Origin of the sequence: Methylobacterium tarhaniae (genome assembly GCF_001043955.1) — a bacterium.
GTDB lineage: Bacteria > Pseudomonadota > Alphaproteobacteria > Rhizobiales > Beijerinckiaceae > Methylobacterium > Methylobacterium tarhaniae.
The window spans coordinates 14,300-27,776 of the sequence record NZ_LABZ01000165.1; the positions used below are offsets into that span (position 1 = coordinate 14,300).

At 71.5% G+C, this 13,477-nt stretch carries 11 protein-coding genes; 4 read left to right on the top strand and 7 right to left on the bottom strand.

Annotated features, from left to right (window positions below; genetic code table 11):
• Nucleotides 1-4 precede the first annotated feature (4 nt).
• Together VQ03_RS21705 and VQ03_RS21710 are read right to left on the bottom strand one after the other, a co-directional pair.
• On the bottom strand, nt 5-205 hold the full coding sequence (locus tag VQ03_RS21705) for a hypothetical protein (protein ID WP_157064198.1): 201 nt from the start codon (nt 203-205) through the stop codon (nt 5-7).
• The gene (locus tag VQ03_RS21710; protein WP_048453032.1) at nt 202-2,469 is read right to left on the bottom strand and encodes a ComEC/Rec2 family competence protein; all 2,268 of its coding nucleotides are present in this window, start codon (nt 2,467-2,469) and stop codon (nt 202-204) included. The genes VQ03_RS21705 and VQ03_RS21710 overlap by 4 nt, the downstream gene beginning before the upstream one ends.
• Before the next feature lie 196 nt (nt 2,470-2,665).
• Here VQ03_RS21710 and gltX point away from each other — a divergent pair, with 196 nt between their 5' ends.
• On the top strand, nt 2,666-4,087 hold the full coding sequence (gene gltX, locus VQ03_RS21715; protein ID WP_048452992.1) for a glutamate--tRNA ligase: 1,422 nt from the start codon (nt 2,666-2,668) through the stop codon (nt 4,085-4,087).
• 237 nt (nt 4,088-4,324) lie between these two features.
• Nucleotides 4,325-5,617 carry a citrate synthase gene (gene gltA, locus VQ03_RS21720; protein WP_048452993.1) on the top strand — a complete coding sequence of 431 codons (1,293 nt, stop codon included), beginning with the start codon at nt 4,325-4,327 and terminating at the stop codon, nt 5,615-5,617.
• Nucleotides 5,618-5,768: 151 nt separating this feature from the next.
• Here gltA and denD read toward each other — a convergent pair whose 3' ends face one another.
• From denD to VQ03_RS21745, 5 genes are all read right to left on the bottom strand, one after another.
• Entirely contained in the window at nt 5,769-6,752 is a 984-nt protein-coding gene (denD, locus tag VQ03_RS21725; RefSeq protein ID WP_048452994.1) for a D-erythronate dehydrogenase, read from the bottom strand.
• Nucleotides 6,753-6,765: 13 nt separating this feature from the next.
• Nucleotides 6,766-7,512 carry an SDR family oxidoreductase gene (locus tag VQ03_RS21730; protein ID WP_048453033.1) on the bottom strand — a complete coding sequence of 249 codons (747 nt, stop codon included), beginning with the start codon at nt 7,510-7,512 and terminating at the stop codon, nt 6,766-6,768.
• Between the two features lie 92 nt (nt 7,513-7,604).
• The gene (locus VQ03_RS21735; RefSeq protein WP_048452995.1) at nt 7,605-8,768 is read right to left on the bottom strand and encodes a GNAT family N-acetyltransferase; all 1,164 of its coding nucleotides are present in this window, start codon (nt 8,766-8,768) and stop codon (nt 7,605-7,607) included.
• Nucleotides 8,765-9,616: an isocitrate lyase/PEP mutase family protein gene (locus VQ03_RS21740; RefSeq protein WP_048452996.1), complete on the bottom strand. Its 852-nt coding sequence runs from the start codon at nt 9,614-9,616 to the stop codon at nt 8,765-8,767. The genes VQ03_RS21735 and VQ03_RS21740 overlap by 4 nt, the downstream gene beginning before the upstream one ends.
• Before the next feature lie 257 nt (nt 9,617-9,873).
• Nucleotides 9,874-11,685, bottom strand: coding sequence for an IlvD/Edd family dehydratase (locus VQ03_RS21745; protein ID WP_048452997.1), 1,812 nt, complete (start codon nt 11,683-11,685; stop codon nt 9,874-9,876).
• Nucleotides 11,686-11,908: 223 nt separating this feature from the next.
• On the opposite strand from VQ03_RS21745, the gene VQ03_RS21750 reads away from it, so the two are divergent.
• Both VQ03_RS21750 and VQ03_RS21755 read left to right on the top strand, forming a co-directional pair.
• Nucleotides 11,909-12,121: a hypothetical protein gene (locus VQ03_RS21750; RefSeq protein ID WP_048452998.1), complete on the top strand. Its 213-nt coding sequence runs from the start codon at nt 11,909-11,911 to the stop codon at nt 12,119-12,121.
• Between the two features lie 105 nt (nt 12,122-12,226).
• Entirely contained in the window at nt 12,227-13,405 is a 1,179-nt protein-coding gene (locus VQ03_RS21755) for a pyridoxal phosphate-dependent aminotransferase (protein ID WP_048452999.1), read from the top strand.
• Nucleotides 13,406-13,477 lie beyond the last annotated feature (72 nt).

Genomic DNA, 13,477 nt, shown 5'->3' on the forward strand with positions numbered 1-13,477 from the left:
CCGGTCAGGTCGCGCCCGCCCCGGTCGCCGCCTCGGCGTCACGGGTGGTGAGGCCCTGTGCGTCGAGCGTCCTGACGATCCGCGCGGCCAGGAGGGCACGGGCCTGTTCGAGGTCCGGATGCGGACGCTTCAAGTCGCGATCGACGTTGCCGCTCCCGTGAACGAACTCGCAATCGGCGTCGCTCGACCCAATCATGCTCTTCAAGGCTCGGCCTGCCCCTCCGCCTCCTCCCCTTCCGGCGGCACGGCCGGCGCCGCCGGCCCGGGCGCCACGTTCGGTGCAGGCGCGGCCGGCTTCGGCGTCACGGGCGCCGTCGCGACCGGCGCCGGCCGCCACGGCCGTCCCTCGCCCGGCCGCTTGGCCGTCTCGATCACCGGGCCCTCGGCGGTGAACCGCAGGGTCGTCGAGCCGTGCGCCGCCAGGAATTTCCGGTCGAGGACGTGTCGCGCGGCGCAACCGGGCGGCGCCTCCAGGCGGGAGACCACCACGGTCGCCCGGGCGCAATCCTCGGAGAAGGCGCGCTTGTCGCGCACCAGGGCCACGCTGACGCCCTGCGGACCGTGGCCGACGCAGCCGAGCTTGTCGCAGCGGGCGCCCGCGCCCAGCCCGGAATCGTCGCGGGAGCGGCCGTCGCCGTCGGCCTTCAGCCATTGCTCCAGCACGAAGGCGGGGGGCTTGCCCAGCACCACGAGGCGCCCGTCGGACCCGCGCAGGGCCGCCCCGCCGCCCTCGCGGTCGACGTAGAGGTCGGGGCGTTCCGGGCTCGCCGCGAGGGCGAGGCCGACGAGGCCCGGGGCGAGGCCGAGCCAGCGCAAGCCCGACACCGGCAGCACCAGGAGCAGCAGGGCGACCGTCATCAGGCCGAGGGCGCCGGAGCCGAAGGCCGGCAGGACCATGGTCGCGCGGTCGAAGCCCTCGATCCAGGACGAGATGTCGAGCATGCCGCGCACGGCCAGCCCCATCGTCCACCAGACCGGCCGGTCGAGGGCGAAGGGAGTGGCCAGGATGCCGAGCACCGCCGCCGGCATGACCACGAGCGAGACGAGCGGCAGGGTGAGCGCGTTGCCGACGAGCCCGAAGGGCTGCACCGTCTGGAAATGGTAGGTGGCGAAGGGCGCGGTGGCGATCTGCGCCACGAGGGTGGTGGCGAGCGTGCCGATCACCGAGGCGAGGAGCCAGGCGAGCGCGCGGGTGACCGGCCCGCCACCCTCCGGGTTCCACAGGCGCCCCTCGATCAGCCGGGCGCAGGCGACGAGGCCGGCCACCGCCCCGAACGACATCTGGAAGCTCGGGCCCAAAAGACCTTCCGGCTCGCGGGCGAGCGAGATCAGCGCCGCGAGCGCCAGGTTGCGCAGGCTCAAGGCCGGCCGGTCGACCAGGATCGCCCCGAGCATCACCAGGGTCATCACCAGCGAGCGCTCGGCGGCGAGGTCCCAGCCCGAGAAGGCGCAGTAGCCGGTGACCCCGACCATCGCGAGGGCGGCGGCGATCTTCTTGATCGGCCAAGCCAGCGCCAGTCCGGGCACCAGGGCGAGGAGCGCCCGGGCGAGCCAGAACACCACCCCGGCGGCCAGCACCATGTGCAATCCGGATATGGAGACGACGTGATAAATTCCGGCCGCCCGCAGGGCGTCGTTGGTGTCCTGGTCGATGAGGCCGCGCTTGCCGGTGACGAGGGCCGCCGCCACCGCGCCGGCCTGACCGCCATTCGACGCGGCGATGCGGCGGGTGAGCGCGTTGCGGGCCTCGTCCAGGCCGGCGGCGAGGCGCAAGGCGAGGGGCGCCGGCTCGGGCGGCGGCTTGACCGTGGCCTGGCCGAGGAGCGAGCCGACGGCGCCGATGCCGCGGAAATAGGCGTCTCGGGCGAAATCGTAGCCGCCCGGCCGGGCCGGCTCCGGCGGGGGCAGCAGCCGCGCCTTGGCCTCGATGTAGTCGCCGGGCTTGAGGCCGTCGGCGCGGCGATAGGAGACCCGCACCCGGGACGGGCGCTCGGCCTCCGGCATCTCGCCCAGCCGCGTGACCCGCACCACCAGCCGCGCGCCCTCCTCGCGCTCCTCCAGCGCCTCGACGAAGCCGTGGAGCGGCGCGATCACCGTGCGGGCGAGCACCGGCGCGGCGACGCCGGCCGTGCGGAGGGCGGCGGCGCCGAAGCCGAGGAACACGAAGGCTGCCGCGAGCAGCAGGGCCGGCGCCACCGCCCGGGCCCGGAGGGCGAAGGCCGACCCGGCCAGCGCGAGGCCGGAGCCGAAGGGGGCGGCGAGGACGACCGGGCCGTCAGCGACGGTGAGGAACAGGAGCGCGCCGGACCCGAAGGCCACCGCCAGCCAGGGAAACAGCCGGCGCTGCGCCGCCTCCGCGGCGAGCCCGGCGGAGAACCACCCGCCGAGGGCGGGCAGCAGCAGCACGGGCGCCGGCAGCGCGCCGGCGGCGCGCGCCACGATCCCCGTTCCTGCGCCCGGCCCCGCCATCATCCGCCCTGCGTCGCGCCTGCGCGCAACCGCCGCCGCCCCGGCTCCGGGCGCGAGCGACCGGTCCGGAAGACGGTTTCTTAACGGCTCGTCTTGCGCATGCTACAGGACCCGGCGCCGGCGGGTCGACTCGCACGACCCTGCCCTAACGGCTCCGGCCACACCGTTTTTCGCTCTCACCCGGTTCTCGTCGCGCATGTCCTCCGTCGTCACCCGCTTTGCCCCGTCGCCCACGGGCTTCCTCCACATCGGCGGGGGCCGCACGGCTTTGTTCAACTGGCTCTATGCCCGCCGCCACGGCGGGCGGATGCTCCTGCGCATCGAGGACACCGACCGCGAGCGGTCGACGCAAGCCGCCATCGACGCGATCCTCGACGGGCTGAACTGGCTCGGCCTCGAATGGGACGGCGACGTGGTCTACCAGTTCGCCCGCGCCGCCCGGCACCGGGAGGTGGCGGAGGGGCTGCTCGCCGCCGGCCGGGCCTATCACTGCTACGCCACCCCCGAGGAGCTGACCGAGATGCGCGAGGCCGCCCGGCGCGAGGGCCGGCCGATCCGCTACGACGGCCGCTGGCGCGACCGCGACCCGGCGGAGGCGCCCGCCGGCGTCAAGCCGGTGATCCGCCTGCGGGCCCCCACCGATGGCGAGACCGTGGTCGAGGACGCGGTGCAGGGCCGGGTGGTGTGGCAGAACAAGGATCTCGACGACCTCGTCCTGCTGCGCTCGGACGGCACGCCGACCTACATGCTGGCGGTGGTGGTGGACGACCACGACATGGGCGTGACCCACGTCATCCGCGGCGACGACCACCTGACCAACGCGGCGCGGCAGACCCAGATCTACCAGGCGCTCGGCTGGGACGTGCCGAACATGTCGCACATCCCGCTGATCCACGGGCCGGACGGGGCGAAGCTCTCGAAGCGCCACGGCGCCCTCGGCGTCGATGCCTATCGCGACCTCGGCTACCTGCCGGAGGCCTTGCGCAACTACCTCGTGCGCCTCGGCTGGAGCCACGGCGACCAGGAGATCTTCTCCACGCAGGAGATGATCGCGGCCTTCGACCTCGCCCAGGTCGGGCGCTCGCCGGCCCGGTTCGACTTCGCCAAGCTCGAGAACCTGAACGGGCACTACATCCGCTCCTCCACCGACGAGGCGCTGGTGGAGGCGATCGAGGCGATCCTGCCGACGCAAGGGGCGCGCTGGGGCCTCTCCGCCCCCCTCGCCCCGGAGACCCGCCAGAAATTCATCGCCGCCATGCCGGGGCTGAAGGAGCGGGCCAAGACCCTGATCGAGCTCGTCGACAGCGCCTATTATCTCTACGCCCCGCGCCCCCTCGCCCTCGACGATAAGGCCGTCGGCCTCCTCGGCAATGGCGGGCGCGAGCGGCTGGCCGGCGCCCTCCCCCATCTCGAGGCACTCGACGAGTGGAGTGCCGCCTCGACCGAGGGCGCGGTGCGTCACTTCGCCGAGACCGCCGGGGTCAAGCTCGGGCAGGTCGCCCAGCCCCTGCGGGCCGCGCTCACCGGCCGGACGACGTCGCCGCCGCTCTTCGACGTGATGGCGGTGCTCGGCCGCGACGAGAGCCTGGGGCGCCTGCGCGAGCAGGTTGCGGCCTGAGGCCCCGCCTCCGAACTGCCCCCCGCGCGAATCCGGCCGCGCGGAGGGATCTGATCGGCCATGAACAGAATCTGAATTCTGTCATCCGGGCGGGGAGCCGTGGTTGATGCCGGTGCGTCGATCCGCTAACCCGGTCGGCGAGTGAGCACCCGCAGCAAAGTCGCCGCCCTGCACCGGGGGCCGCGGTCGGACCGGCGCCGACGCTCAGTCACGTTGATGGAAAGGGTCCGCAACCCCATGAGCCTCCCCACCAGCACCCTCACGGTGAACGGCCGCGCGGTCGAGATGCCCACCAAGGCCGGTACGATCGGCCCGAGCGTCATCGATATCAGCAAGCTCTACGCGCAGACCGGCCAGTTCACCTACGACCCGGGCTTCACCTCGACGGCGTCCTGCGAGTCCAAGATCACCTATATCGACGGCGACGAGGGCGTGCTCCTGTACCGGGGCTACCCGATCGAGCAGCTGGCCGAGCACGGCGACTTCCTCGAGACCTGCTACCTGCTGCTGTACGGCGAGCTGCCGACCGCGGCCCAGAAGGCCGACTTCGATTACCGCGTCACGCGCCACACCATGGTGCATGACCAGATGAACCGGTTCTTCCAGGGCTTCCGCCGCGACGCCCACCCGATGGCCGTCATGGTCGCCTCGGTCGGCGCCCTCTCGGCCTTCTACCACGACTCGACCGACATCACGGACGAGAAGCAGCGCATGGTCGCCTCCATGCGCATGATCGCCAAGATGCCGACGCTTGCGGCCATGGCGTACAAGTACACGATCGGCCAGCCGTTCATCTATCCGAAGAACGACCTCGACTACACCTCGAACTTCCTGCGGATGTGTTTCGCGGTGCCGTGCGAGGAGTACCAGCCGAACCCCGTGCTGTCGCGGGCGCTCGACCGGATCTTCATCCTGCACGCCGACCACGAGCAGAACGCCTCGACCTCGACGGTACGGCTCGCCGGCTCCTCGGGCGCCAACCCCTTCGCCTGCATCGCCGCCGGCATCGCCTGCCTGTGGGGCCCCGCCCATGGCGGCGCCAACGAGGCGGCGCTGAAGATGCTGGCCGAGATCGGCACGCCGGAGCGCGTCGGCGAGTACGTCGCCAAGGCCAAGGACAAGAACGACCCCTTCCGCCTGATGGGCTTCGGTCACCGGGTCTACAAGAACTACGACCCGCGCGCCCGCATCATGCAGAAGACCACCCACGAGGTGCTGAGCGAGCTCGGCATCAAGGACGATCCGCTGCTCGACGTCGCGATGGAGCTGGAGCAGATCGCCCTCAAGGACGAGTACTTCATCGAGAAGAAGCTGTACCCGAACATCGATTTCTACTCGGGCATCACGCTGAAGGCGATGGGCTTCCCGACCTCGATGTTCACGGTGCTGTTCGCGCTCGCCCGCACTGTCGGCTGGATCAGCCAGTGGGCCGAGATGATCGAGGACCCGTCGCAGAAGATCGGCCGTCCGCGCCAGCTCTATACCGGCTCGCCGAAGCGGGATTACGTGACGGTGGCTCAGCGCGGCTGAGCTTTCGCCACGGTGAATTGAGAACGGGCGGCACGCGAGTGCCGCCCGCTTCTGTTTGTGCCGCACATGTCGGGAGGTTTAGCGCGGGAATCCTCCTCTCCCCGCGGACGGGGAGAGGAGATGGCCCGCGCTTGACTCGACTTCCCGGCCCTTACGCCGGCACCTTCCCGCCCAGCTCGTCCTCGATATGCGCCCGCACGATCGCGTCGAAGTCGGGCTCGGCCCGGAAGCCCAGCTCCAGCGCCCGCCGCGTGTCGAAGGTGCGGGGCCAGCCGGCGACGATGCGCTCGATGGTGGGATCGGGCTCGCGGCGGATGCGGGCGACGGCGGAATCTCCCGCCGCGCGGCGCAGTGCCTCGATCTGCTCCGCGACCGTGGCGCCGACGCCCGGCATGGTCAGGTTGCGGCGGTCGCCGAGGCGCTTGGTGTCGATCGTCGCGGCGTGGATCAGGAAGCCGACCGCCGAGCGCGGCGAGGCGTGCCAGTGGCGGACCTGGTCGGAGACCGGGAGAATGGCCTCCTGGCCGGCCAGCGGCTCGCGGATGATGCCGGAGAAGAAGCCGGAGGCCGCCTTGTTGGGCTTGCCCGGCCGCACGCAGATGGTCGGCAGGCGGATGCCGACGCCGTCGAAGATGCCGCGACGGCTATAGTCGGAGAGCAGCAGCTCGCCGATCGCCTTCTGGGTGCCGTAGCTGGTGAGCGGCGCCGTGAGGTACTCGTCGGGGATGGGCTCCGGCATCGGCGCGCCGAACACCGCCACCGACGAGGTGAAGACGAAGCGGGGCTTGTAGCCCTCGCCGATCGCCCGCACCGCGTCGTAGAGGCGCCGCGTGCCGTCGAGGTTGATGCGGTAGCCCTTGTCGAAATCGGCCTCGGCCTCGCCCGACACGATGGCGGCGAGGTGGAAGATCACGTCCGGGCGGCCGGCGACCAGGCGCTCGGCCTCGCCGGGATCGGAGAAGTCGGAGGCCGAGAGCGAGACCGGGATCTTGGTGCCGGCCGGCGCCTCGGGCGGCACCACGTCGTGCAGGGTCAGGCGCGAGATGGTCTCGCCGCCCAGGCTGCCGTCCTTGACCAGCCGGTCGAGGAGCTTGCGCCCGACCATGCCGGCGGCACCGAGGATGAGGATATGCATCGAACCGTCTCCCTCAGAGCGTGAAGCCGCCATCGGCGACGTGGGTCTGGCCGGTGGTGAAGCGGGACTCGTCCGAGGCGAGGTAGACGGCGAGAGACGCCATCTCCTCCGGCGTGCCGAGCCGGCCCATCGGCTGGCGATCGATGAAGGCCTGGCGGGCGGCCTCGACCGAGGTCTTGTTCATCGAGGCGAGCGCCGCGATGCGCTCGTCGAGGGAGGGCGACTGGATCGTGCCGGGGCAGATCGCATTCGCCCGTACGCCGCTGCGGATGAAGTCCCGCGCCACCGCCTTGGTGAGGCCGACGACCGCGGCCTTCGAGGCGCCGTAGACGTAGCGGTTGGGCGCCGTGGCATCCGCCCCCACCGCCGAGGCGATGTTGACGATCGAGCCGTTGCCGCGCTCCAGCATGCCGGGCAGGAAGGCCCGGATGGTGCGGTGCATCGAGCGCACGTTGAGGTCGAAGGCCAGCTCCCACTCGGCGTCGGTGCAATCGAGGATGGTGCCGTGATGCACGAAGCCCGCGGCATTCACCAGCACGTCGACCGGCCCGGCGCCCTGGGCGAAGGCCGCCACCGCCGCGTCCGAGCGCACGTCGAGGGAGGCGGCTTGCGCGCCTTCGAGCCCTTCGAGCTTGCCCGCGTCGAGATCGGTCGCCAGCACCTCGGCGCCCTCGGCCAGGAACGCCGCCGCGATGGCGCGTCCGATCCCTTGGCCCGCCGCCGTCACGACCGCACGCTTGCCCGTCAGCCGTCCCGCCATCATGTCCTCCCGTTTCGCCGCGCCCCGCTCACCGGCGGGGCTTGTCCGTGACTTCGTACCGCCTCAGGCGAGGCGCATGGATGCGCTCGCCGTCAGGCCAGGATCTTTCGCATATGGACCAGGCGCCGGTCCGGCAGATCCTCGACCCGCTCGGTGGCGTAGCCCCGCCGCGCGTACCAGTCGATGTTCCGCACGAGCTTGTCCCCGGTGTAGAGCCGGAGATCTGACAGGTCGAGGTCCCTCGCCCGGCGCTCGGCCGCCGCCAGGAGGGCGTTGCCGAGGCCGCCGCCCTGCCGGGCCGGATCGACCGACACGCTCCAGATCATCAGGTGATCGGGAGTCGGGTCGAGCACCAGGGCACCGGCGGGCGCGCCGTCATGGTCGGCCAGCCATACCTCGTAGCGCGCCAGCACCTCGGCGGCGGGGGTGAGGAGCGGGACCGGCTCGACGCCGAGCAGCGGGCGGTTCGGCGCGTAGGCGGCTTCCTGCAAGGTCGCGAGGGCGGCCTCGTCGGCGGTGGTCGCCCGCCGCAGGGTGGTGCCGGGGATCGCCGCGGTCGTCAGCGCGCCGAGGCGCGCGATCTGGCCGCGCTCCGAGGAATTGGCCGGGTCGAGCCAGCGATCGAAGCCCTGCCGGATCTGCGGCCACTCGCCGTCGAGCATCGAGAACCAGGCCGTGTCGCGGTTGCGGCCCTTCACGATCATCGCCTGGCGAAACAGCCCCTCGTAGGAGAAGCCGAGGCGCTGCGCCGCTTTGCGCGAGGGCGCGTTGAGGGCGTTGCACTTCCACTCGTAGCGACGATAGCCGAGATCGAAGACGTAACCGGCGAGCAGCCGCATCGCCTCGGTGGCACCGGGCGTGCGCTGGAGAGCGGGGGTGTAGAGGATGTTGCCGACCTCGATCACCCGGTTCGCCCGGTCGATCCGCATCAGGGAGGCGTGGCCGACCGCCTTGCGGCTCCCGGCATCGAGGATGGCGTAGAACAGCGGATCGGCGGAGGCCGCGCAGGCCGCCAGATAGGCCTGGAAGCTCGCGCGATCGTCGAACGGGCCGGCGGCCATGTACTGCCACAGGGCCTCCCTGCCGGGACCGATCGCGCCGTCGGCGAGGTCCGCCCCGTGGGCCTCGGCCTCGAGGGGCACGATCGAGACGTGGCGCCCGTCGAGGCGCACGCGCTCCGGCCCCGGTGCCGGGCCGGTCACCGCGACGGGACGGCCGATCGGCAGGCCGGTGACGGGATCGCGATCGGGGCTCATGCGGGATTCCGCTCCTTCAGGTCCTTGCGGAAGAAGGTGTTGATCTCGGAGAAACTCACCGAGCCGTCGAAGCCGCCGAAGCTGCCCTCGTCGTGGATGCGCCGCGCCGCCCGGATGAAGCCGGTCCAGGCCGCCCGGGCCAGCGACGAGCCGACGCTGATGCGCCGCACGCCGAGCGCCTCCAGGTCGGCGACCTTGAGGCCCGGATTGGTGCTCATCAGGATGTTGACCGGCACCGGCGCCAGGGCGTCCACCAGGGTGCGGATCTCCTCGCGTCGTTTCGGGCCCGGCGCGTAGACCACGTCGGCCCCCGCCTCGGCATAGGCCTGGAGCCGGCGGATCGCCTCGGGCAGGGGCTCGGGATGGCCGGCGAGGTAGCATTCGGCCCGGCCGGTCAGCACCACGCCGCCGCCCGCCGCGTCGATCGCCGCCCGGGCGGCGCGGATGCGCGCGGCGCCCTCCGCGATGTCGTAGAGCGGCCGGCTCGCATCGCCGCTGGCGTCCTCGATCGACAGTCCGGCGACGCCCGTCGCCACGCAGGCCGCGACGTTGCGGGCGACGCCCTCGGGATCGTGGGCGTAGCCGGATTCGAAATCGGCGTTCACCGGCAGGTCGGTGGCGGCCACGATCTCGGCGATGTGGGCGAGCATCGCGTCGAGCGGCACCGCCCAGTCGGTGTCCGGCAGCGCGCGGGTGAAGGCGAAGCCCGAGCTGGTGGTGGCGAGCGCCGGAAAGCCCATCGCCGCGAGGTAGCGCGCGGTGCCGATGTCCCAGGGATTCGGCATCACGAAGCAGCCGCCCTCGTGGAGCTGCCGGAAGGCGGCACGGCGTGCGGCGATGTCGGTCATCGGGGCTCTGCTCCCTTGTGTCCGGATCCTTCCTCACACGCCGCGAGCGCGGCTGTAAATCGGCCGGGCGGACGAAATCAGTCCTGCCGGCCGGACAGCCGTCCACGCCGCTCGGAGGAGGCGAAGGATCCCCTCTCCCACACGGGAGAGGGGATCCTTCGCCTTACCCTGCACCGATGCATCGTCCAACAGACCTCTCCCCACCCGCGGGGAGAGGTAATGTGCATCCTCCGACGCGACCCAGGGGCGAGGCCCTGTCAGTGGTTGTCCCGCGGCACCCCATGCGTCTGGGCGATGCGCTGGAAGCCCTCGGAGCCCTTGAGGATCATGCCCTCGGAGAGCTGGGCGACCATCGCGCGCTGGATCGCCTGCCAGGGGGTCTGGCTCGCCGGGTAGGGGTAGCCGCCCCGGGCGGTCAGGTCCTCGCGGCGCCGCTGGATCTCCTCCTCGGGGAGCAGGATGTCGGCGGTGCGCTTGTTGAGGTCGATGCGGATGCGGTCGCCGTTCTGGAGCAGGGCGAGGCCGCCGCCGGCCGCCGCCTCCGGCGAGGCGTTGAGGATCGAGGGCGTGCCCGAGGTGCCGGACTGGCGCCCGTCGCCGATGCAGGGCAGCGAGAGCACGCCGCGGCGGATCAGCTCGCCCGGGGGCTGCATGTTCACCACCTCGGCCGCGCCCGGATAACCGATCGGCCCGGCGCCGCGCATGATCAGGATCGTGTGCTCGTCGATCTCCAGCGCCGGATCGTCGATGCGGTGGTGGTAATCCTCCGGCCCGTCGAACACCACGACACGGCCCTCGAAGGCATAAGGATCGTTCGGGTTGGCGAGGTAGCGGTCGTAGAACTCGCGGCTGATCACGCTGGTCTTCATGATCGCCGAATCGAACAGCGAACCCTTGAGGTTGAGGAAGCCGGCGCGCTCGCGCATCGGCTCGCCGTAGGGCTTGATGACGTCCCGGTCCCAGGTATGGGCACCGGCGCAATTCTCCGCCACGGTCCTGCCGTTGCAGGTCAGCGCGTCGGCGTGGAGCTTGCCGGCCTCGAGCAGCTCCGACATCACCGCCGGCAGGCCGCCGGCGCGATAGTACTCCTCGCCGAGATACTGGCCGGCGGGCTGCATGTTGACCAGCAGCGGGATGTCGTAGCCGACGCGCTCCCAGTCGTCGCAGGTGAGCGGCACGCCGATCAGCTTGGCGATGGCGTTGATGTGGATCGGCGCATTGGTCGAGCCGCCGATGGCGGTGTTGGCGACGATGGCGTTCTCGAAGGCCTCGCGGGTCAGGATGTCGGAGGGCTTCAGGTCCTCCCACACCATCTCGACGATGCGCTGGCCGGTGGCATAGGCCGCCTGGCCGCGCTCGCGGTAGGGCGCCGGGATCGCCGCCGAACCCGGCAGCGCCATGCCGAGCGCTTCCGCCAGCGCGTTCATGGTCGAGGCGGTGCCCATCGTGTTGCAATGCCCGGTCGAGGGCGCCGAGGAGGCCACGATGTCGAGGAATTGCTGGTAGTCGATGTCGCCGGCGGCGTGGCGCTCGCGGGCCTTCCACACCACGGTGCCCGAGCCGGTGCGCTCGCCGCGGCTCCAGCCGTTCAGCATCGGGCCGACATTGAGCGAGATCGTCGGGATGTTCACGGTCGCGGCCGCCATCAGGCAGGCCGGCATGGTCTTGTCGCAGCCGGTGAGCAGCACGACCCCGTCGAGGGGATAGCCGTACAGCACCTCGACGAGGGACAGGTAGGCGAGGTTGCGGTCGAGGGAGGCGGTCGGCCGCTTGCCGGTCTCCTGGATCGGGTGGCACGGGAACTCGAAGGCCACGCCGCCCGCCGCCGTGATGCCCTCGCGCACCCGCTTGGCGAGTTCGAGGTGGTGGCGGTTGCACGGGGACAGGTCCGAGCCGGTCTGGGCGATGCCGATCAGCGGCTTGCCGCCGCGCAGCTCCTGCACGGTCAGGCCGAAATTGAGGTAGCGCTCGAGATAGAGCGCGGTCATGCCCGGGTTGTCCGGGTTGTCGAACCAGAGGCGCGAACGCAGGCGGCTGGCGTCGATGCGGGGGCGCGGCGTCTGGGCCATGGCGGGGTCGTCCTTCCCGAGGTCGTTCTTGTTGAGAACCGTTCGCGGGAAGCTATGGACCCGGCCGGTGCAGGAAGGCAACACCGCGCGGCGCATGCTGAGGCCCCGGCCGATGCGACCCTGAGGGGCCCAAAGTTTATCGCTGCGGCGCTGTCGCAACGCGGGCCAGCGGTGCTATGAGGCCGGCTGAACCACACCGTTCGACAAATCCGGGGAGCCGCCGATGAGCCAAGAGAAGCCGTCCAATCCGCTCGTGCCGATCGCCATCGTGGTGGCGATTCCGGTCATCGTCTGCCTGATCATCATGCTCACCGACCAGGGCATCGAGCGCTCGCTGCTCTGGGCGGCGGTCAAGACCGGCATCATCCTGATCGTCATCGGCGGCGCGATCTCGTTCGGCGTCAGCCGGCTCGCCGAGCGCAACACGTCGCGCTGAGCGCACGGATACCCGTCCCGGCGGCACCCTGAAGGCCGCGGGATCCGAGCGACGGCGGGGCTGTCCGCGCCCCGCCTCGACTTTCCGAGGAAACGAGAGACCGCCATGCCCGTCGTCGTCCCCGCCTTCTCGCGCATCGGGGAGGAGAACGCCTTCGCGGTGCTCGCCCGCGCCACGGCCCTGGCCCAGGCCGGCCGCGACGTCATCAACCTCGGCATCGGCCAGCCCGACATGCCGACCCCGTCCCACGTGGTCGAGGCGGCGGTGAAGGCCCTGCATGACGGCCACCACGGCTACACCCCGGCGACCGGCATCCTCCCCTTGCGCGAGGCGGTGTCCCGCGACCTCGACCGGCGCCTCGGCGTCCAGGTCTCGCCCGACAGCGTGATGATCGTGCCGGGCGGCAAGGTCACCATGTTCATGGCGATCCTGATGTTCGGCGAGCCGGGCGCCGAGATCCTGTACCCGGATCCGGGCTTCCCGATCTATCGCTCGATGATCGAGTTCACCGGCGCGACGCCGGTGCCGGTGCCGATCCGCGAGGCGAACGGCTTCGCCTTCTCGGCGGAGGAGACGCTGGGGCTCATCACCCCGCGCACCCGCCTGCTGATCCTGAATTCCCCCGCCAACCCGACCGGCGGCGTGACCCCGAAGGCCGAGATCGACAAACTGGTCGCCGGCCTCGCGGCGCATCCCGACGTGACGATCATGTCGGACGAGATCTACGGCACGATGACCTATGACGGCGAGCGCCACCACACGCTGCTCGCCTATCCGGAGATCCGCGACCGGCTGATCTACCTCGACGGCGCCTCCAAGACCTACGCGATGACCGGCTGGCGCCTCGGCTGGTCGGTCTGGCCGGCGCCGCTCTACGACGCCGCCCGCAAGCTCGCGGTGAACTCGTTCTCCTGCGTCAACGCCGCGACGCAATGGGCCGGCATCAGCGCCCTCGACGGGCCGCAGGATTGCGTCGCCGCGATGATGGCCGAGTTCGACCGCCGCCGCCTCCTGGTGGTCGAGGGCCTGAACCGGCTGCCGGGCGTCTCCTGCATCACCCCGAAGGGGGCGTTCTACGCCTTCCCGAACATCGCCGGCACCGGTTGGAAGGCCAAGGCGCTCGCCTCGGCGCTGCTGGAGGAGGCCGGCGTCGCGACGATCGGCGGGCCGGATTTCGGCGTGCACGGCGAGGGCTACCTGCGCCTGTCCTACGCCAACTCGGCGGAGAACATCTCCCGCGCGCTGGAGCGGATCGGGCGTTTCCTGGAAGCGAACCGGCGCTGACGCGCGGGCGACCCGTCGGGTCTCGCCGACGGAGCTTGCATCCCCGCCCAGGGCGGCGAGCCGGATCGCGGC